Source organism: Maricaulis parjimensis (assembly GCF_016817355.1).
GTDB lineage: Bacteria > Pseudomonadota > Alphaproteobacteria > Caulobacterales > Maricaulaceae > Maricaulis > Maricaulis parjimensis.
The window spans coordinates 445,062-464,762 of the sequence record NZ_JADOTT010000002.1; the positions used below are offsets into that span (position 1 = coordinate 445,062).

Below are 19,701 nucleotides of genomic sequence, written 5' to 3' on the forward strand. Positions count from 1 at the left end.
GACCTGCCTGCCGCCACCTGCTGGAGATCCGACGTGGACGACACGATGACCGCCCCTGCCCAGACCAATAATCCCAAACCTGTCCTGCGACCGGCCGATCCGCGATTTTCGTGCGGGCCGGTGAAGAAATTCCCGGGCTGGTCCTGGGAGGCGATTGCCGATGCGCCACTGTCGCGCACGCATCGGGGCGGGCCGGGCCTGGCGCGGATCAAGGAAGCCATTGAGCGTACCCATGCCCTTCTGGGCCTGCCGGACGGTTATCAGGTTGCGGTCATGCCGGGTTCCGATACCGGCGCGATGGAAGCGGCGATGTGGTCGCTGCTGGGCCAGCGTGGCGTCGATGTGTTTGCCTGGGACGTGTTCGGCAATCGCTGGGCGACCGATGCGCGCGAGGAATTGCCGCTGGAGGATTTGCGGATTTTCCAGACGCCGGCCGGCCAATTGCCGGACCTGTCGGAATATGACGGCAAGCGCGATGCGGTCTTCACGCTCAATGGCACGGCGGCCGGCGTGTGCATTCCCGATTATGACTGGATCGATGCCGACCGTGAGGGGCTGACCCTGTGTGACGCGACGTCCGGGGCCTTCGCCGTGGATATCGACTGGTCCAAGATCGATGTGCTGACCTTCTCCTGGCAGAAATGCATGGGCGGGGAGGCCCAGCACGGCATGCTGGTGATGGGACCGCGCGCGATCGAACGCCTGAACAGCTACAAGCCGGACTGGCCGATCCCGGCCATTCTCCAGCTGCACAAGGGCGAAAAGGCCAATATGGCGATCTATGAGGGCTCCACCCTCAACACGCCCTCCCTGATGGCCGTCGAGGATTATGTGGCCGCTCTGAAATGGGCGACGCGGATTGGCGGGCTCGATGCCCTCATCAAGCGCCGCGAAGCCAATTTCGCGACCCTGGATGCCTGGGCAAAGACTTGCGACTGGGCGAGCTATTTGTGCGAGGATGAAGCCGTGCGTTCGCCGCTGTCCGTGGCGTTCAAATTCACCGATCCGCAAGTCCAGGCGATGGATACGGAAGCGCAATGGGCGCTGACCAAGAAGCTCTGCTCCCTGCTGGAGCGGGAAAATGCGGCGCTGGACGTCAATATGCACCGCTCCTCCGTGCCGGGCATCCGGATCTGGTGCGGTCCGACGATCGAGGCGGATGATGTCGCCGCGCTGGGGCCCTGGCTCGACTGGGCCTATCGCGAAGCGCTGGACGCGATGTGATCAAAGCGGTATCGCTCGTAACGAATCTGTACTGACCGCCGGTCCGGCGGGTAGAGGGGAAATGCTCATGCTTCGCACCGGTTTGGCCGTTCTGGCCGTTTCTTGTCTGTCGGCCACGGCGATGGCGGATGATGATCGCGGCCTTGAATTCCGTATCGGTGCCACGGCGCATGACCTGTCCGACCATGTTGAGGACGGGCCGAATATCACGGTGGACGTGCTGTTTGCCTCGCCGGATTTCCTGGACGTCATCTGGTCGCCGCGCCCCTATGTGTATGGCTCTTTCAACACGAATGGCCTGACCAATTTCGGAGCCGCCGGCCTGGCCTGGAACTGGGAATTCGCCGACGGCTGGAATCTCGAAGTGCGCGAGGGCCTGTCCTATAATGACGGCGTCGTGGACATTGATGAGAACTCCCCGCCGGGAGATCCGACCCGGATCCGTCTGGCGACCACGCGGGCGCTGATGGGCAATGAAATCCTGTTCCACACCGCGCTGGGCCTGGATTACGACCTGACCGAAACCTGGTCGATCGGTGCCTATTACGAACACATCTCCCACGGCCAGATCCTGGCCTCGGGCCGCAATCAGGCGCTCGACAATGTCGGTATCCGCCTGGGCTATCGCTGGGGCCGGTAGGGTTCAGGCATAGCGGCCAGCAAAAAGGCTCCGCCCGGTTGGCGGAGCCTTTTTTCTTCGCTGAGCTTCGGATCTAGCCCGCCCTGGCGGCTTCGGCTTCTTCCGCGCGCGGGTCGTCTTCCTCGCGGACATAGATGCCGGTGAAGACATTTTGCCAGACGCCCTCGGCATCCTTCTGCTCGAATTCCTGGCTGACCGTGCCGTCCTCGCGCAGGGTCCAGATGCCGCGCAGTTCGGCGCGGGTATCCGTTTGAATTGTGTAGGATTCCCCGGTCAGAACCATGGCACCGTCCGCGTTGAGACCGCCGGTATAGTCGATATACCAGCCATTGCTCATCCAGACCTGGCGCCAGGCGCCGATGAGGGGGTCATACATGTTCATGCTTTCCCCGCCAGCGCCGGCCGTATTGACCCAATGTTCGGTGATCAAGCAGCCGCCATGGATGCGGGAGACCGTGTTGTGACCGACATAGGGGCCCAGACCCTCTTCATTTCCAGGGGCATAGACATTCCATTCGCCAACCCAGAAGTCGAAATCATCATGCACATCGCTGGTGCAGGCGGGGGCGCCGGCCTGAGCCAGGCTGCCGCCCGTAGCGAGCATGAATAGTGCGGCTGCGCTGGCCAGTTTGGTGAGTTTCATTGCATTCCCTCCCGATCACGCATCGTCATTGCGCCACGCTGGCACGCAGTAGAAGGCGCGACAAGGCGAAGGCGGGACCCTTCATCGCACTTTCCCGGCTGTTTGTCGCACGGGGTTCGGCTTGGATGACGCAAGTTTCATCATCTGAACAGGTGCGCTCAGGCATCTCTCCTTCAGATGAAAAGGATGCGTAACTTAATGAACTACCGTCAGGCAGAGCTGATCCGGCATGAAGGCGTGCGTGTGAGGCTGACCGGCTATGGCGCGGCCAGTGGGATGGACGCCCACACACATGACTATCACCAGCTCTCCTTCCTGCTCGCCGGATCGATCCGGGAACGGCATGGCGGGCAGGAAGTGGAAACCGACCTGCCCAGTTTCGGCATCAAGCCGGCCGGTCTGGACCATGCCAATGATTATGGCCGCGATGGGGCTGTGATCCTGGCAGTGAATATCGACCCGGACAGCGAAATGGCAGCGGAAATGGGTGAGGACTGGCACTGGCAGGCGCGGCGGCCGGACCCGTCCCTGTCGGGACTGATCGCCTTGCTGGACGACCCCTCCGGTGATCCGTCCGGCGTGCTGACGGATTTGCTGGCGTTGGCCCGCAAGCCGGCCATGGAACGCTTTGTTCCGGACTGGCTGGAGCAATTGCGGGCGCGGTTGAGCGATCCGGACGACGCGGCTGACTTCGCCGAGATGGCCGCCGAGATCGGCGTGCACCGTGTGCAAGCTTCGCGGAGTTTTGTGAGACATTTCACCATTCCGCCCAGCCTGTATCGAACACGCTGCCGGCTGGCCCGGGCCATCGGCCTGATGGGGCGGGATGAAGGACTGGCGGAAATCGCGGCCGCCGCCGGATTCGCCGACCAGGCCCATCTCAGCCGGACGATGAAGCGCCAGCTGGGCCGGTCGCCGCGGGATATGCGCGAACTGATCCCGGCCGCCTGACCGGGGTTACATCCGTTCAAGACGCCGTCATCCCGGCGCGCGTAATCAGGGCGTCACGTCGAACTGAACCGGAAGAAATGAAGATGCGTATCCGATCCTGCCTCCTGTCTGCTGCTGCCCTGGTCTGTGTCCTGCCTGCCGCCCAAGCCGAAACGCCTCAAGGCGCCGCGGCCGAGCTGAGCGCCTGGCTGGACCGGTTCGACGGGATTGATCCGGGCTATGGCGTTGTGGTGGTGACGGCGGATGATGTCCTGCTCAACCGCACGGACGGGATCCGGCACACGGCGACGGGCGCACCCTTCACGCCGGAAACGCCGATCTATATCGCGTCGCAGACCAAGGCCTATATGGGCCTGCTGGCCGCGCGTCTGGATGCTGAAGGCATCCTCTCCCTCGACAGCACGATCGCCGATTACTGGCCCGATCTCGACCTGCCGGGCGATCTGGATGCTGCCGACTGGACACTGCGCGATCTGATCACCCACCAAGTGCCGTTTGAGGCGGGTATCATCACCTTCCTGGAAGCCTATGCGATGCGGGTCGACCCGGCCGCCTATCCGGGCCTGATCACCGCCTATGGCGAAGAGCGCGAAGCCGGCTTCGACTACTCCAATCTGGGCTATAATGTTTATGGCGCCATCCTGGAGACGGCGACGGGCCGGACCTGGCAGGACTGGCTGGCCGAGGACATTTTCCAGCCGATGGGCTTGGAGAACACCTCGGCCCGAACCTCCGATTTCAGCCTCGACACCCTGTCCTGGAACCATATCTGGACGGGCGAGGAGGGCGGCTGGGCCGATATTCCGCCCAAGACCGACGGGATGATGCAATCGGCCGGTGGCATGGTGACCTCCACCACCGACATGGCGCACTGGCTGCAGCTTCAACTGCGTGGTGAAGGCCCGGCCGGTTCCGGGCTGACAGCCGACATGGTGACCACGGCCCAGACTTCCTATGCCGAAACGCATGAGGAGAATGGCCGTAACGCCATCGAACTACCCTGTTCGGGCTATGCGCTGGGCTGGAATGTCTGTGATTTCGAGGGGCATACCCTGTATGTCCATGGTGGCGGCTATACCGGTGCGCGCACCATGATGGCCTTCTCGCCGGATCTGGGTGTCGGTGTGGCGAGCTTCTCCAACTCCGACAACATGACCGGCTGGCTGACCAGCCGCACCGTGATCATGTATCTGCAATTCCTGATCGAGCATGAGGATGCGCAGCGCTGGTCGGATGTCCGGGTCGAGCAATACGGTCCGCGGATTGACTGGCTGCTGAACCGCCGCAGCACGGCGCTGGCCGAATTCCGCGCCGATGCGGACTGGGAAGGTTGGACCTGGCAACCGGATGCTGCCGAACTGGCCGAGTATGAAGGTGTGTATTCAGCCGGTCTGCCGGATGCGGATTTCGTGCTGCGTCTGGAAGAGGAGGGGCTGGTGGCCCGTCTGCAGGATTATCGCCTCGTGCTGGAACCGGGCCGCCGGGATTTGTTCGCCGGCTGGAACAATCCGGGAGCCGTGCCGGACCCGGTCGAATTCGAGCGCAATGATGCGGACCGGATCGAAGCCCTCACACTTGATGGTATCCGCTTTGCGCGAATGGGGGATGTGGAGCACTGATCCCTCTCTTGTGAGACCCCCCGATCTGTTCTAAGCCTGCGGCCCGTTCGGACCGGCCATTCTTGATCATCAGATGACTGACATCCTTCCCCTGCGAGACGGCTCGCAGGACCGGGTGTTGGCGGGATGGCCGGGGTTCAAAACGGGAGGCTTGAATGGCCAATGTAACCGTCGTCGGCGCTCAATGGGGCGATGAAGGCAAGGGCAAGCTGGTCGACTGGCTGTCGCACCGCGCAGACGTGGTGGCCCGCTTCCAGGGTGGCCATAATGCCGGTCACACCCTGGTCGTCGGCGAGAAGGTCTACAAACTCTCCCTGCTGCCGTCCGGCGTGGTCCGCGGCAAGCTTTCCGTGATCGGCAATGGCGTCGTTGTCGACCCCTGGGCCTTCATTTCCGAGGTCGAGCGGATCGCCGAACAGGGCGTCCAGATCACCCCGGATGTCGTGAAAATCTCCGAGACCGCCTCGCTGATCCTGCCGATCCACCGCGAACTGGATGCCATGCGCGAAAACCGCGATGACGGGGAAGCCATCGGCACAACCCGTCGCGGTATCGGCCCGGCCTATGAAGACAAGGTCGGCCGTCGCGCTGTCCGCGTTGTCGATCTGGCCGACGAGACGGCGCTGCGCGCCCGCGTTTCGGAAATCCTGCACCACCACAACGCCCTGCGCCGTGGCATGAAGCAGTCGGAATACTCTGCCGATCAGCTGGTTTCAGAGCTGATGGAAATCGCGCCGAAAATCCTGCCCTATGCGGCCCCGGTCTGGCGTGTCCTGAAATCTGTGATCGATGCCGATCAGAAAGTCCTGTTTGAAGGCGCCCAGGGTGCCCTGCTGGACGTCGACCATGGCACCTATCCCTATGTGACCTCGTCCAACACGGTCTCCGGCCAGGCTTCGGCTGGTACCGGTGTCGGCCCGAAGGATGTCGGCTATGTGCTGGGCATCGCCAAGGCCTATATGACCCGCGTGGGTGAAGGACCCTTCCCGACCGAGCTGTTTGATGAGGACGGCCAGAGCCTGGGCGAGCGCGGCCGCGAATTCGGTGTTGTCACCGGACGCAAGCGCCGTTGTGGCTGGTTCGATGCCGTGATCACCCGCCAGACCCTGCAGGTTGGCGGTGTGCATGGTGTCGCCCTGACCAAGCTGGATGTGCTGGACGGGTTCAAGACGATCAAGGTCTGTGTGGCCTATGAGCTGGATGGCGAGCGTCTGGACTATCTGCCCGCGGGCAAGGAAGCGCAGGCCAAGGTCAAGCCGGTCTATGAAGAACTGCAAGGCTGGGAGGGGTCCACGGCGGGCGCCCGTTCCTGGGCCGACCTGCCGGCCGAAGCCGTCAAATATGTCCGCCGCCTGGAAGAGCTGATCGAATGCCCGATCGCCCTGGTCTCCACCTCGCCGGAGCGCGAGGACGTGATCCTGATGCAGGATCCGTTCAAGGGGTAGGATCATGATCGCGGCCAATGCCGTGATCATTGCCGGTTGTGTGCTGGCCGGGATCATCCTGGCCAGCCGTCAGGTCGCGGAAAACCGTCTCTGGCGCGCCACCATCACGCCGCTTGCCTCGATCATCGGATCGGGCTTTCTCATTCTCGCGCCTGTCCTCCAATCCTCCTATGGCGTCTGGGGGCCGGCCGTCATGGCAGCCCTTGTCGCGACAGCCTGGATGTTCGGGGCGGCGGTGAGGCGTAATATCCGTGTGCGCGGAGAGGGACAGGACAAGCGGCCCGTCTGGGATGGACGTCTGGACCGGTTGGCCTCCTGGCTGCTGGCCTTCGCCTATATCATTTCGGTCGCCTATTATCTCAACCTGTTCGGCGCGTTCGGCGTCAGCCTGACCGATGTTGCCGACCAGGCCCATGGCCGGCTTCTGACAAGCGCGGCTTTCCTCCTCATCCTGCTGACCGGCTGGACGCGCGGCTTTTCCGCGCTGGAGCATGTCGAGCAGATCTTCGTCAGTGTGAAACTGGCGGTGATTACCGGTCTGCTGGCCGGGCTGTGCCTGTTTGCCTGGGGCGAATACCAGGCTGGCGGCGTGGTGCTGGAAGCGCCGTCCGTCACCGGCTGGACGGCCGTGACGCTGGCTTTCGGCCTCATTGTCACCGTGCAGGGGTTCGAGACTTCGCGTTATCTCGGTGACACCTACAGCCCGGTTGAACGCATCCACACCATGCGCTGGGCGCAATACATCTCGGCCGTGATCTATCTGGGCTATATCGGCCTGGTCGCGATCAGCTTTGACGGCGAGGGCATGCCCACCGGCGAGACCGCCATCGTCGACATGATGCGCGTTGTGGCGCCCATCCTGCCGGTGCTTCTGGTCGGCGCGGCGCTCAGCTCCCAGCTCAGCGCGGCCGTGGCCGACACGGCCGGAACGGGCGGCCTGTTCGTGGAGCTTTCCGGTGACCGCCTGCCCCTGCGCCTGGCCTATCTCATCCTGGTTCTGGCCGGGCTCGGCCTGACTTGGTTTGCCAATCTCTATGAGATCATCGCCTACGCCTCGCGCGCCTTTGCCGCCTATTACGCCGTCCAATCCCTGATCGCCGCGCGTTCCGCCTGGCGGGAGAATGCCTGGACGAAGGTCGGGGCCTATGGCGCGCTGACCGTGCTGGGCGTGGCGATTTCTGTTTTTGGGACGCCGGCGGAGGGTTAGCCTGCAGGCCTCAGTCCGCTGCGCCTTCGATCACTTCAAGATAGGTGGCATTGGACCGGTATTCGTCGATCCAGCAGCGCGCGTCGGCCACACCGGGTGGTGTGGGGAAAGCATCCGCCGAACCGCCCAGATCGAATCGTTGTCCGGTTTCATATTCGGGCCAGGACGGGCAGGCCGTGCGGTATTGCGCCCAGTAGAAGGCGATGATGCCGGGCTCGGCCTGCCAGCTGCCGGACCAGAGGGCTTCGCACGTCGTGCCGCCGGAGGCCGTGATCTGGCCATCGGCCGTGAAGGTGAGCTGGCAGGTGCCGGCATTGCCATCCATCTCGAGAATTTCGCCGGATGGCAGGCGTTGGTCGTCAGCCAGAGCTACCGGCGCGGCCAGGCCCAGGCCCGTGGCCAGAGCTGTCGCCAAGACTGCGGTCCGAGCGATGCGATCAAATGCCATGATGGTCTCCCCTCAATCCGGTCCAGTGCGGATACGCCCGCCAGACTGGCAGGGAAGGATTAAAGCGGCGTAGTCGGTCGCGTGGAGTTTTGAAGTGAGCGTCAAGACAAGACCATAATTCTGAGCTATCCTTGGACCATGTCGAATTATTCGCCTTTCCAGCCGCGTACCCAGCAACAGCGTCCTCTGACCAAGAAGGAAGCGCTGGACGAGCATGCCGAGTTCATGAAGAAGCAGCGCGACGCGATCGCCGGCATCGAAGCGGACATGCGTAAGCCCGATCCGCAGGATGAGGAAGCGCGCGAGCTTCTCGGTCTTCCGGAAGATGAGCGGGATGCCGTGCTGAAGGCGCGGGAAGAGGCGGCTCGCCAGATCGCCCTCGATACGGAAGATGTCAGCCAGCTTCTCGATGTTGCCGCTTTGAAAGCCCGGGTCAAAATTCTTGACGCTGAGGAATTTCGGGCCCGCAAGAAGGCTCGGCGGTCCAAGAAATAGGCAGCCTATTGGCGCATGGCAGTTGTGATCAGGCGGTCCAACTGGTCGACCGCGTCCGGGTCATCGGCATCCATGATCGACAGCAGCAAGTCTCCGGCCGGGGTATTGGCCAGCCGTTTGGCCATTTTCAAGGATGACGCCCCCAGGTTTGTCGGAGCCACATCTTCACCGATCAGGACCATGCGGACGTCGTCAATTGTGTTTTCGAAAGTCTGGGCAAGGTCGTCACCGATCAGAGTGGATAATGTGCTGAGCAGATTGGTGAGCAGGAAATAGACAGACTTGCGTTGCGTCTTGCCTGAATTCGCCAGCATGCCCAGCCAGAATTCGGAATAGTTCTCGGAGATCACGAATTCCGCGAAACGCGGCAGCAGCTCGTCGGAATAGAAAGTGTCATCCATGCCCATTTCGTGGGCGAGGGCGAGCTCGTAATAGAGCCAGCGGGCCACGCGTTTGAGACGCCGAAGATTGACGTCGGTGCATTCATAGACCGCCCTGAAATCGTCCCAGCCTATCGGCGGAGCCGGATGAACCGCGATTTCCAGCTGGTCCCAGAAGTCCGTGCGCGCCTGATCGATGATGCCGTTTTCCAGCAGGTCCGCCCCGTCATCCAGGTCGAATGTGTAGAGGAAGAATTTCTCGAGATAATTCTTGGCCATCGCCTTGGCCTGCAGGACCGGGTCGCGATAGCTGGCCTGAACCAGGGCGAAATACTGTTCCGCGACCGCCAGCGTGACCTGTTCGCGGTCCAGGGCGAGGACATAGGTCACGCCATCCACCCAGAGAAAATTCTTCATGGATTCCAGCATGCGCTGGACCTGGGCGGCGGAGCAGCGGTCCAAATCGTCGATGAAAATGCAGACCGGGCGATTGGCCGAACCCGAGAGACGTCCGGAGCCCGCCAGCCGGATCAATTCCTTGAAGTCATTCCGGAAGGCTTCGTTTTCGCTGGAGGGATAGCTGAAGCGGCTGCTTTCATCCTCATAGAAGGAGAGAAAGTCTTCGCCGATGGACTCAATATCCTCGCCCTTCAGACCGACCCGTTCGGCGAGGAAGCTGGCGGCTGTCCTTGCGCTCGCCTTGGCTACGCGGCCGATCAGTTTCATGCCGGTCTTGATGGCCGCCTGCTTCGTCTTTTCACCACGCACCTGGCTGGTGACGCGGGCCGTCAGCTCGGTGAGCAGCGGCACGATCAGGTTTTCCTCGCGCTCATAGCGCCAGGGTTCGAACCAGAGCGTGAAGGCCTCGGCGCCTCCGCTGGCCCGATCGGCCCCGAAGGCGTTCTCGACATGTTTGAGCAGGGTGGTCTTGCCGGATCCCCACGGTCCGTAGACCGCCATGGTGACCGGACCTTCCGAATTGGCCTGGTCGGCATGGCTGCCGCCGGCCTGATAGCGGCTGGTGGCACTGGACAGGGCGCGGGCAATCCGGCCGGTCACCGAATTCAGGTCAGGCGCAACCGGTTCGTCCCACAAGAACTCCGCCATGCCTGCCCCGCTTCTTTCTGCCGATAAGGACCGGCAGTTTAAAGTTGCGGTTTGGGCAAGGCAATCGGATCAGGATCAGGCGGTGGCAGGTCGGGCTGTCGCCGTGCGCGCCTTGCGCGGGAAGAGTTTCGACTTCAGCGCCAGGGACGGGCTTTCCACTAGAACGCGCATCAGCCAGGCGACCGGCAGGACGGCGAGGAACATGGCGATGGCCAGCACGGTCGTATTCATGGCCGGGAAGGAGACCATCAGCATCTGACCCAGCGGCCAGTGCATGATGTAGATGCCGTAGGAGATATCCTCGACATTGCGCACGGCTTCACCGGTGCGGCCGGGAATGTTCCGGTGGCCCATCCAGATGAAGAGGGCAGCCAGGAAGACATCCTTCATGATGCCGCCGATCGCCAGGTGCGAGGAGGCCAGGGCTGCCGCCAGGGTGAGGGCGATCAGGGCCGGCGTCAGGCGCAGATGCTCGCGGCCGGCCTGGAAGGCGGCGCCGATCATGAAGGCCGGGGCAAAGCGCGACAGGGTGTGGATCGTGTCATCCCCGGGACCGGAATAGCCGTACTGGATGACCAAGGCTCCACCAATACAGGCTGCCAGCGACCAGAACAGGACCAGGAGTTTGTGCTTGTACAGGCCCAGGGCGAGCAGGAGGCCGACACCCAGATAGGCCATCAGCTCGAACCGGATCGTCCACAGCGGCGCATTGGCGCGATAGGCGGTGGGCAGGCCCTCGAAGGCACCCGGCAGCCCGGCCAGCGGATCGGCCTGGCTGAGCAGTTTGAGCGGGAAGAGCCAGGTTTCGCGATGCGTCCAGTATTCCGCCGGGCTCAATGTCGTGAAGAACATGGTCGCGATCATCACGACCAGAACCGAGGCGATCAGGCCGGGATAGATGCGGAAAATGCGTGAAGCGGCATAGCCGGTCAGGCTGGTGGATTTCATCGCCGAGGCGGTGATCATGTAGCCGGACAGGATGAAGAAACCGTCCAGGGCGCAATTCACCAGGAAGTCGGCCGTGACCTGCCAGGCCCCGACATAGGGCAGGCCCTGGGGGATGATGAGGGCGTGGGCATAGAGCACCATCAGCGCAAACAGGATGCGCATGGCGGTGAAATTGTTCGACTTGTCTTCCAGACGGCCCATCCCGTCCCGCAGCCAGAAATCACGCACTGTCATCACTCGTCCTCCTCGGATCAGCCGGAGAGGCGCAAGTTTCGTGCGGGTTCGAGAGATTAATGAAACCCTAATGAAATCCGTAGGATCGGAGGTTTTGGCTTAAATTTCTGGCAGGGGCTTCCCGGAATGAGGCAGATTTCCGTACCGTTCCGGGACGGCGGACTGCCTTGTTTCTCAAGGTGTTGCGGCTAAGGTTAAGTCTGATTTTTTTGGGGGAAGTCATGTCCAAGCGTTTCGCATCCGTGTCCGTTGCCGCTCTTCTTGTGGCCCTGTCCGCCTGTTCCGCGCCCGAGGAGGCGGCGGTTGAAACGCCGGTGGCAGAGGACAATGCGGTGATGGGGACGGATGCTCGCGACATTCACTTCGCGACTTTCACCCTGGATACGCATGTCGATATCGGGGCGGATTACGGCACGCCGGCCCTGGATCCGGGCGAGCATACCCATGCCCAAGTCGATCTGCCGAAAATGGTCGAGGGCGGGCTCGATGCGGCTTTCTTCATTGTCTATGTCCGCCAGGGCGAGACGACACCGGAGGGCTATGTCGAGGCGCGGGCCGCGGCCGAGGAGAAATATGCCGGTATTAGCCGGATGCTGGCCAATGATCCGGACCGGATTGCCCTGGCCACTTCATCGGATGAGGTGGAGGAGATCGCTGCGTCGGGACGCCTGGTGGCGCTGATCGGGATGGAGAATGCCTATCCGCTCGGCGACAGTGTCGATGACGTGCCGATGTGGGCGGAGCGCGGTGTGCGCTACATGTCCATTACGCATTTCGGCAATAACCAGTTTGGCGGTTCATCCAATCCGAACACGGCCGCCGGTGAACCCGAAGAAGACCCGGGACTGAGTGATCTGGGGCGCGAACTGGTATCAGCGCTGAACGATAACGGCATCATCATTGATGTCTCGCACGTCGGTAAGACGACCATGATGGAGGCCATCGCCCTGTCCCGGGCACCGGTGATCGCCTCGCATTCGGGCGCGCGCGGTGTCTATGACCATGCCCGCAATCTGGATGATGAACAGTTGCGCGCGATCCGGGATAATGGCGGCGTCGCACAGATGGTCGCCTTCCGCCGCTATATCGGCGCGATGCCGGACGAGGTGCTCGCCGGCCAGCAGGCCCTGGCGGCGGAGCTGGGACTGGATACGCCGGAGGGCCGGGAAGCGGCGACGCCGGAGATCTTTGCGGACTATCAGGCCGGCATGGCGGACCTGCGGGCGCAGTATGGCGATGTCGATATCGCGGTGCTGGCCGACCATATCGATCATGCGGTCGAAGTGGCCGGGATCGAACATGTCGGTATCGCCTCGGACTTTGATGGCGGTGGCGGTGTCGGTGGCTGGGAAGACGCCAGCGAGACGCCGGCCGTGACGGCGGAACTTCTGGCGCGCGGCTATACGCCGGAGCAGATCGAGATGCTGTGGTCGGGCAATGTCCTGCGTGTCCTGCGCGAGGTGCGGGCCGCGGCCAGCTCCGGCGGGTAGGGCAGGGCGTTTACGGTTAATCAAGTCTTTCCGTAAGGCGTCGATAACCATTTGAATTTGCGGCAAAATTGCGGCCGGACCTTGATGGCGGTTTAAAACCTGACGCGCACACTCTCCTCATCGAACGAGGAGAGGCGACATGTTTCGCAAGCCCAAGACTGCCCTTTTCATGATTGCCATCGCCTGGGGGCTTGGCGCTGCGCTGATCGGTGCCGCCTCCGCCTCGGCCCAGAGCCGCGACTGCCAGCGCTATGAGGCCGAGCGCGCGCAATATGTCGCCGCCGCGATCAACGGGATTTCCCCGCATGTCCAGGCCATGGCCAGCCAGCGCGGCATCGCGCCGGAAGTGGCCACCTTCTACTGGGCGGGCGCCCTGATCCAGGCCAATGATACGGGCAGCCGCAATACGCTGGCGGATCTGACCCTGGCCTCGAGCACCTGGCCGGGCCAGAGCGGGCGGGCCTATGAGGCGCTGGAACGCATGTATGCCGAACACCGCAATCTGCGCGCCGGCTTCCTGGCCGGGCTGGCCCTGTCCGGTCAGGACGGCAATGCCGACCCGATCCGGGCCCGGGCCTATCTGGCCGAGATTGCCCGCGAAGGGCGGCCGGAAGCCCAGGCCTTCCTGGCCCTGTTCGATGCCTGCCATGGCAGCCGCCGCATGGCGATGAACTGATCGCTTAATCCGGTTCTCCCTCGCCGGATGAAGACGGGCCGGACCCCTTGGCGGGGCCCGGCCTTTTCATGTGTCAGTCACCGGTGCACCGCGCAAAGCCCCGCAGGACCGTGCCGTCGGGCAGCTCGCCGTCTTCAACCAGGATATCGGTGCCGGCGCGAGGCCGGTTCTCGCTATAGCGGACATCCTCCAGCCAGAGCTGGTCTTGGGCATCCAGCCGCATGCGGAACTGGTAGTGCCCGCGCAACTGGCCGTCCGAGATGCCGTCGATCTCCCGGCCCACCGTGTTCAGCCAGCCGCCGTCCAGCGTCACGATCTGCGCGCCCTGCGCATCGGGCAGGGCCAGGTGAGGGAGGCCGGCGACCACGAACTCGCTGGTGATGTTGGGCGCCAGGTAGAAGCCGAATTCGCCGATATTGTCGGAGCGGTCATGCGGCGGGCGCGGCAGGATGCGGATATCCAGCGCGCGCGGAATGCCGGCCGTGTGGCAGCCGGAATGTCCGCTCGCCTGCAGCTCGGCCCAGCGCCCATTGAGCACAGTGTGGTCCGGTGCGGGTTCCGGCGCTGGCTCCGGCTTGGCCGGTTCGGCCTGGATCAGGGCGAGGCCGGCGAGAAAATGGATCAGCATGCGCATTCCTCCCAGGCTGGACCCTGAAACGTCCGGATTGAACCGGGAATGAATACAGCGCGACGGGCGCCCCGGCTTGCCAAATCAGTGCGCGCCGTCCACGCTGCGCGCCAACAGTTCCAAGGGGTGTCCCGCTGATGTTGTGGCGGGGCTGAGACTTCACCCTTAGGACCGGATCCGGGTCATGCCGGCGTCGGGATGGAGCAGGCAATCGGCCCCGCTTTCCAGGGTCAGCCAGGGGGCACGCCCTCAACTCCGCAACCTCGCTGCCGGTCCGTCCGAACGGAGAGAGCGACGTCGCCATGATGAAAACCTGCCTGTCCGCCCTGCTGGGCCTGGCCGTCCTGTCGGCGCCGGTTTCGGCCCATCCCACCGAGGATGATCCGGCCAGTGCCTATTTCCTGGCCAATGAAGCCATTCTGGTGAGTGCCGGCGAGACGCGCATCCTGTTCGACCCGCTGTTCAGCGTCTCCTATGGCTATCCGCTGGTGGCGCCGGATGTACGCGCGGCGATCATGGCGGGTGAGGCGCCCTTTGACGGGGTGGATGCGATCTTCATCTCCCATATCCATGGCGATCATTTCGACGCGCCCGCGGTGAATGCCTATCTGGCCGCCCATCCGGACGTCCTCCTGGTCGGGCCGGAACAGGCCGAGCGGGACATGCGTGCGGCCGAAGGCTGGGACGAAGCCTTCACGGCGCGCATCCATGCCCTGCCCTTCATTGCGGGCACACAGGAACTTGTCCTGCCCGCTGACGGGGAGGCGGACGCGATCACCGTCGAGGCGATCCACATCCCCCATGCCGGAGGTCCCGGCCGTGCCGGCATCCAGAACATGGCGCATCGGGTGACGCTGAACGGCGCTGCCACGGTGATGCATCTGGGCGATGCCACGCCGGATGCGGCCATCTATGCCGTGCATGAAAGCCATTTCCAGGCCCGCACCACCCAGCACGCCTTTCCGCCCTATTGGGTGCTGGGTGAGTGGGGCGATGCCGACACTCGCACCCGCCTCAATGCCGAGGCGGTGACGGGCATCCATATTCCCATCAACCAACCCGACTGGCTGGCCACGAGCGGTGAGGATTACTTCACCGAGCCCGGCGCGACGCGCGCCATCCCCAGCCATTCCCACGACACCCCAGACAGCCAGGACTGACCCGGAGCCCATCATGAACAAGCCCACCTCCCAATCCGAGTTCGAGACGCCGAAAGTCACGACGGGTCCGCTGCCGGGTTCGCGCCGCGTCTATACCTCGCCCGCCCTGGCGCCCGCGCTGAAAGTGCCGCATCGCGAGATCGATCTTCACCCCACGGCAAACGAGCCGCCGGTGCGCGTCTATGACACGTCGGGCCCCTACAGCGATCCCAACCACACGCTGGATGTCGAGCACGGCCTGCCGCGCCACCGGCTGGACTGGTACAAGGATCGCCAGACCGTGCAGTATGAGGGGCGCCCCCTCAGCCCGCTCGATAATGGCGGGGCGACCGGCAAATATCTCGCCCGCGAATTCCCGGCCCAGCACAAGCCGCTGAAAGGTGTCGAGGGCCAGCCCATCACCCAGTATGAGTTTGCCAAGGCCGGCATCATCACGCCGGAAATGGTCTATGTCGCCGAGCGCGAGAATCTGGGCCGCAAGGCCGCCGTCGAGGGTGCGGCCGAGCGCATCGCCGATGGCGAATCTTTCGGCGCCTCGATCCCGGAACATGTCACTCCGGAATTCGTGCGCGACGAGATCGCCCGCGGCCGTGCCATCATCCCGGCCAATATCAATCACCCGGAACTGGAGCCGATGATCATCGGCCGCAATTTCCTGACCAAGATCAATGCCAATATCGGCAATTCCGCCGTCGCCTCCTCGGTCGAGGAAGAGGTGGAGAAAATGGTCTGGGCGATCCGCTGGGGCGGCGACACGGTGATGGACCTCTCCACCGGCAAGAATATCCACAACACGCGCGAATGGATCCTGCGCAATTCCCCGGTCCCGATCGGCACCGTGCCGATCTACCAGGCGCTGGAGAAGGTCAATGGCATTGCCGAGGACCTGACCTGGGAAGTGTTCCGCGACACGCTGATCGAACAGGCCGAACAGGGCGTGGACTATTTCACCATCCATGCCGGCGTCCGCCTGGCCTATGTGCCGCTGACGGCTGACCGCGTCACGGGCATCGTCTCGCGCGGCGGCTCCATCATGGCCAAGTGGTGCCTGGCCCATCACAAGGAGAGCTTCCTCTACACGCATTTCGAGGACATTTGCGACATCATGCGCGCCTATGATGTTAGCTTCTCCCTGGGCGATGGCTTGCGCCCCGGCTCCATCGCCGACGCCAATGACCGCGCCCAGTTCGCCGAGCTGGAGACGCTGGGCGAGCTGACCAAGATCGCCTGGGACAAGGGCTGCCAGGTGATGATCGAAGGCCCGGGCCATGTCGCCATGCACAAGATCAAGGAGAATATGGACAAGCAGCTGGAGTGCTGCCACGAGGCGCCCTTCTACACGCTCGGCCCGCTCACCACGGACATCGCGCCGGGCTATGACCACATCACCAGCGGCATCGGCGCCGCCATGATCGGCTGGTTCGGCTGTGCCATGCTCTGCTATGTCACGCCCAAGGAACATCTCGGCCTGCCCGACCGCGATGACGTCAAGGTCGGCGTCGTCACCTACAAGATCGCCGCCCACGCCGGCGACCTCGCCAAGGGCCACCCCGCCGCCAAGATCCGCGATGACGCCCTGTCACGCGCCCGCTTCGAATTCCGCTGGGAAGATCAGTTCAATCTGGCCCTCGACCCGGAAACCGCCCGCGACTTCCACGACCAGACCCTCCCCAAAGAAGCCCACAAGGTGGCGCACTTCTGCTCGATGTGCGGCCCGAAATTCTGCTCCATGCAGATCACGCAGGAGATCCGGGACACGTTTGGGTCGGCGCGGGCGCCGAACGATGTGGCCGCGGGCATGGAAGAGAAGGCGGCGGAGTTTAAGGCGCTGGGGTCGGAGATTTATTTGAGTGAGGATGGGTCGGTGAGGGAGCCGATTGATTAAGACGGGGGCGGGCTACGCGCCCTTTTCAAAACGACCCAATTAATCTCAAATCCGTTCCATCAGTTGCTCGAAAATCGGATCCCTACCAATGAAAGGGAAATTCTTTCCACATAATCATAAAGTGCGGATATAATATCCTCGTTGTCATCAAAGTCTTCAATTACTAAACCTTGAGACCCGGCGTGAGCTATGCTGCAACGGATTTGGTATATAATCCAAGCGCCGCGCCATGCATTTTCTTCCATTCCCGAGATTTTTTCTGAATTATCTTTAGAGAACAATTTAGATATTTCCTTAGCGAAAGTATTTTCTTTAATTTTTCCCTTCTTCAAATTGTCAAAGTCTCTAGCAAGAAGATTCAATAGGCTAGAGTCTCCATTGTCCACAATGAGTGAGGCGAGTTGCGCGCGCTCTTTTGAAATAGATTGTAGCGCTTTCTCAAGGCAGGCTCGAGGGTTTTTTGAGAAATCTCGATTGACGACAGACAGTATAGAATCCAAAAAACCACTTTCTAATGACCTGTATAACTCCAAAAAACCGTACTTTGTTCCATAGAATTGATACGACTGAGCTATAAGTCTGTTGGAGCGTTCCGCATATATAGACTCTTCGTCTGTGAGTATGGATGTTTTGTTTTTGTGAAATGCCGTCTGGGATCGGCACTTATTGGCGGCTTCTAGTACTTCAAAAATTGAGTGTTGCTTTAAAGTTTTTTCGTAAAAATGAAAATGAACGTCACTAGAGCTTTCGAGATCGGATTGTCCAAACAAGATGAACTTACACAGCGCGGGTTCTAACGCCGTAGGTATGCTCTCCTCGTTCGCAACGATGGTTCCAAATGACGCAGTCTTCGAGTCGCACACAACTTCATGAAAGTTGGTTCGCGCGTTTGCCTGGGCCGGAGTGAAGTCCAGATCATTTTCATTGTCGGCGGCGGCTAAGAGGTTTGATGCGCTGACGGGGATGTCAACAAAGTAGAATTGTGCATCGGTTTCCGATGCAGCCCTTACCGCTTCAAGTGTGGCGACGTTGCCATCGCTGTCTGAAAACTTATCAATTTTCATCTAAATATATGTCGAAGCAAAAACCCAGCATTCTGCCATTGGTTTGTCGCCTCCCGACATTATAAATTCCGAAAATGCTCGATACACAAACTCGCGAGTAGCTTGTCCGACATTGCTTTTCTTTGGGTCAATCTCCCGGCGAAATTCTTCAAACATCTCCGGGCTTAGTGGTTCGGCGGATTGTGAAAGTTCAACTTGGCTCGCTAGTGTTTCCAGTGCCTGTTCGCAGCGATCTTTTGTTAAGGGCTTTCCTTGTGCTGAAGCAACGGCGGCAGAAATTGCTAGAATAACAGTCTCATTTCCGAGGAAGAACAGATAATCTTTGCCGAGCGCGGTATCGAGGCGAACAAGCCACTTCACGAAGTCACCAAAAGACTCCGCGCCGTCATGGTTTCCAGGTGTAAAGGACGCCCCCAATGAATGGACTGCTTCTTCGGCGAGCAGCTGTTCCGTTACTGCGTTTCGCAGATCAACGTTTGGTTGCTTCTGAATCCAAGCCTGAAATGCGCTGGCGAGCGTAGAAAGTTGAAATTGTCCGGGCGCGGCGCGGCGTCTATGGTCAAGGCCTCTGAGAATCTCGATGCCTTGAATGCGAAGCAGTTCGATGCGCAGGCTGTCAGCGAGAATCTCGATCTGATGCTTCATTGACATGGGCTTTTGGCCAGCATTTAGAAGCAGCATCCGATACGCCAGTGCGTAAAAGGGAATGTTCAACCAGAACTCGACCCTCAGCGGTCGAGCGAGAAATTCGTCCTTTGCTTCGCCTTCAAGTGCGTCGCTTACTGAGCGTATCGCGTTTGTGCGCTGCAAGCCGTCGATTATCTGAACGGCATCCGGCTCAATGTTATCGAGCAGCCTAGCTAGCTCCGCTTCAAGGTTTTGGTGAGACCTGTAAAAGAGTTCGGTGGGCGGGGCATTAAGTTCACTGGGAAGCGTAAGGTTCTGAGCTGAAAGCACCAGTGGTGGTAGAATGCAGCCACGCCGCAAATCTTCACGCAGCGTTTCGTATGTCTTTTTTCCTTTAATAATTGCGCGCTGAATATTGAGGTTGTGCTCAGAGCCGCGCGTCTTTGAAAGGTACCACCCATACGAAACCCGAGCAGAGGCTGCGTAGGTGGAAACTCTATGGTCAAAATCAATCGAATTGAGCTCTAACACGAATTTACTATCCGAGGGGTTGTTGTGAACGACAAACGGTATCCGGGTTTGTTCGGCTTGAAAAGCTAGAGTTGTTGGCGCTGTTTAGCCCTTTGTCTTTGAAAATGGCAGGGTCGGAAGAACAGGCACACACACGAATTTCTGGTTCGGCGAAACCTCCCCATAAACCCCATGCCGAGACCACGCCGTATTGAATTCCCGCGGTCAAGGGCGGCGGAGCCGCCGCTTCGCCGGCGTGGAGCAGTTGGCGACCTGCATATTGTCCTCGGCGCACAATTGCAGGGAGGGCTCCGGGCGGG

General features: G+C 61.4%; 18 protein-coding genes and 1 riboswitch. Of the genes, 11 read left to right on the forward strand and 7 right to left on the reverse strand.

Features of this window, described 5'->3' with window-relative positions; translation table 11 throughout:
* Positions 1-33: 33 nt before the first annotated feature.
* Positions 34-1,224: a phosphoserine transaminase gene (locus tag I0K07_RS05670; RefSeq protein ID WP_338041026.1), complete on the forward strand. Its 1,191-nt coding sequence runs from the start codon at positions 34-36 to the stop codon at positions 1,222-1,224.
* Between the two features lie 67 nt (positions 1,225-1,291).
* On the forward strand, positions 1,292-1,864 hold the full coding sequence (locus tag I0K07_RS05675; RefSeq protein WP_203291846.1) for an acyloxyacyl hydrolase: 573 nt from the start codon (positions 1,292-1,294) through the stop codon (positions 1,862-1,864).
* Positions 1,865-1,937: 73 nt separating this feature from the next.
* On the opposite strand, the gene I0K07_RS05680 is transcribed toward I0K07_RS05675, so the two are convergent.
* Positions 1,938-2,507 (reverse strand): hypothetical protein, encoded by a 570-nt coding sequence (locus I0K07_RS05680; RefSeq protein WP_203291847.1) that lies wholly within the window; start codon positions 2,505-2,507, stop codon positions 1,938-1,940.
* 198 nt (positions 2,508-2,705) lie between these two features.
* Here I0K07_RS05680 and I0K07_RS05685 point away from each other — a divergent pair, with 198 nt between their 5' ends.
* The 4 genes from I0K07_RS05685 (at position 2,706) to I0K07_RS05700 (ending at position 7,729) form a co-directional block, all read left to right on the forward strand.
* A complete protein-coding gene (locus tag I0K07_RS05685) occupies positions 2,706-3,458 on the forward strand; it encodes a helix-turn-helix domain-containing protein (protein WP_203291848.1) in 753 nt (250 codons plus the stop codon).
* 83 nt (positions 3,459-3,541) lie between these two features.
* Positions 3,542-5,077 (forward strand): serine hydrolase domain-containing protein, encoded by a 1,536-nt coding sequence (locus I0K07_RS05690; protein ID WP_203291849.1) that lies wholly within the window; start codon positions 3,542-3,544, stop codon positions 5,075-5,077.
* A gap of 155 nt (positions 5,078-5,232) precedes the next feature.
* Entirely contained in the window at positions 5,233-6,522 is a 1,290-nt protein-coding gene (locus I0K07_RS05695) for an adenylosuccinate synthase (protein WP_203291850.1), read from the forward strand.
* A 4-nt stretch (positions 6,523-6,526) separates the two neighbouring features.
* Entirely contained in the window at positions 6,527-7,729 is a 1,203-nt protein-coding gene (locus I0K07_RS05700; protein ID WP_238934571.1) for a hypothetical protein, read from the forward strand.
* A 10-nt stretch (positions 7,730-7,739) separates the two neighbouring features.
* Here the strand turns inward: I0K07_RS05700 and I0K07_RS05705 are convergent, their stop codons facing one another.
* Positions 7,740-8,177 (reverse strand): hypothetical protein, encoded by a 438-nt coding sequence (locus I0K07_RS05705; RefSeq protein WP_203291851.1) that lies wholly within the window; start codon positions 8,175-8,177, stop codon positions 7,740-7,742.
* A gap of 138 nt (positions 8,178-8,315) precedes the next feature.
* Here I0K07_RS05705 and I0K07_RS05710 point away from each other — a divergent pair, with 138 nt between their 5' ends.
* Entirely contained in the window at positions 8,316-8,672 is a 357-nt protein-coding gene (locus I0K07_RS05710) for a hypothetical protein (RefSeq protein WP_203291852.1), read from the forward strand.
* Between the two features lie 5 nt (positions 8,673-8,677).
* Here I0K07_RS05710 and I0K07_RS05715 read toward each other — a convergent pair whose 3' ends face one another.
* Together I0K07_RS05715 and I0K07_RS05720 are read right to left on the reverse strand one after the other, a co-directional pair.
* Complete coding sequence (locus tag I0K07_RS05715; RefSeq protein ID WP_203291853.1) at positions 8,678-10,159, reverse strand: KAP family P-loop NTPase fold protein; 1,482 nt, start codon at positions 10,157-10,159, stop codon at positions 8,678-8,680.
* Between the two features lie 75 nt (positions 10,160-10,234).
* Positions 10,235-11,341, reverse strand: coding sequence for an acyltransferase family protein (locus tag I0K07_RS05720; RefSeq protein WP_203291854.1), 1,107 nt, complete (start codon positions 11,339-11,341; stop codon positions 10,235-10,237).
* Positions 11,342-11,562: 221 nt separating this feature from the next.
* Between I0K07_RS05720 and I0K07_RS05725 the strand changes: the two genes are divergently transcribed.
* Both I0K07_RS05725 and I0K07_RS05730 read left to right on the forward strand, forming a co-directional pair.
* Positions 11,563-12,831 (forward strand): dipeptidase, encoded by a 1,269-nt coding sequence (locus I0K07_RS05725; RefSeq protein WP_203291855.1) that lies wholly within the window; start codon positions 11,563-11,565, stop codon positions 12,829-12,831.
* Positions 12,832-12,970: 139 nt separating this feature from the next.
* On the forward strand, positions 12,971-13,507 hold the full coding sequence (locus I0K07_RS05730; RefSeq protein ID WP_203291856.1) for a hypothetical protein: 537 nt from the start codon (positions 12,971-12,973) through the stop codon (positions 13,505-13,507).
* A 73-nt stretch (positions 13,508-13,580) separates the two neighbouring features.
* Here the strand turns inward: I0K07_RS05730 and I0K07_RS05735 are convergent, their stop codons facing one another.
* A complete protein-coding gene (locus I0K07_RS05735; RefSeq protein WP_203291857.1) occupies positions 13,581-14,135 on the reverse strand; it encodes a hypothetical protein in 555 nt (184 codons plus the stop codon).
* Between the two features lie 112 nt (positions 14,136-14,247).
* Positions 14,248-14,351: riboswitch (TPP riboswitch) on the forward strand.
* A gap of 86 nt (positions 14,352-14,437) precedes the next feature.
* On the opposite strand from I0K07_RS05735, the gene I0K07_RS05740 reads away from it, so the two are divergent.
* Positions 14,438-15,295: an MBL fold metallo-hydrolase gene (locus tag I0K07_RS05740; protein ID WP_203291858.1), complete on the forward strand. Its 858-nt coding sequence runs from the start codon at positions 14,438-14,440 to the stop codon at positions 15,293-15,295.
* Between the two features lie 13 nt (positions 15,296-15,308).
* Positions 15,309-17,180, forward strand: a complete 1,872-nt coding sequence (gene thiC / locus I0K07_RS05745; protein ID WP_203291859.1) for a phosphomethylpyrimidine synthase ThiC — start codon at positions 15,309-15,311, stop codon at positions 17,178-17,180.
* Between the two features lie 59 nt (positions 17,181-17,239).
* Here the strand turns inward: thiC and I0K07_RS05750 are convergent, their stop codons facing one another.
* On the reverse strand, positions 17,240-18,244 hold the full coding sequence (locus I0K07_RS05750; RefSeq protein ID WP_203291860.1) for a hypothetical protein: 1,005 nt from the start codon (positions 18,242-18,244) through the stop codon (positions 17,240-17,242).
* Positions 18,245-19,402, reverse strand: a complete 1,158-nt coding sequence (locus I0K07_RS05755) for a hypothetical protein (protein ID WP_203291861.1) — start codon at positions 19,400-19,402, stop codon at positions 18,245-18,247.
* Positions 19,403-19,701 lie beyond the last annotated feature (299 nt).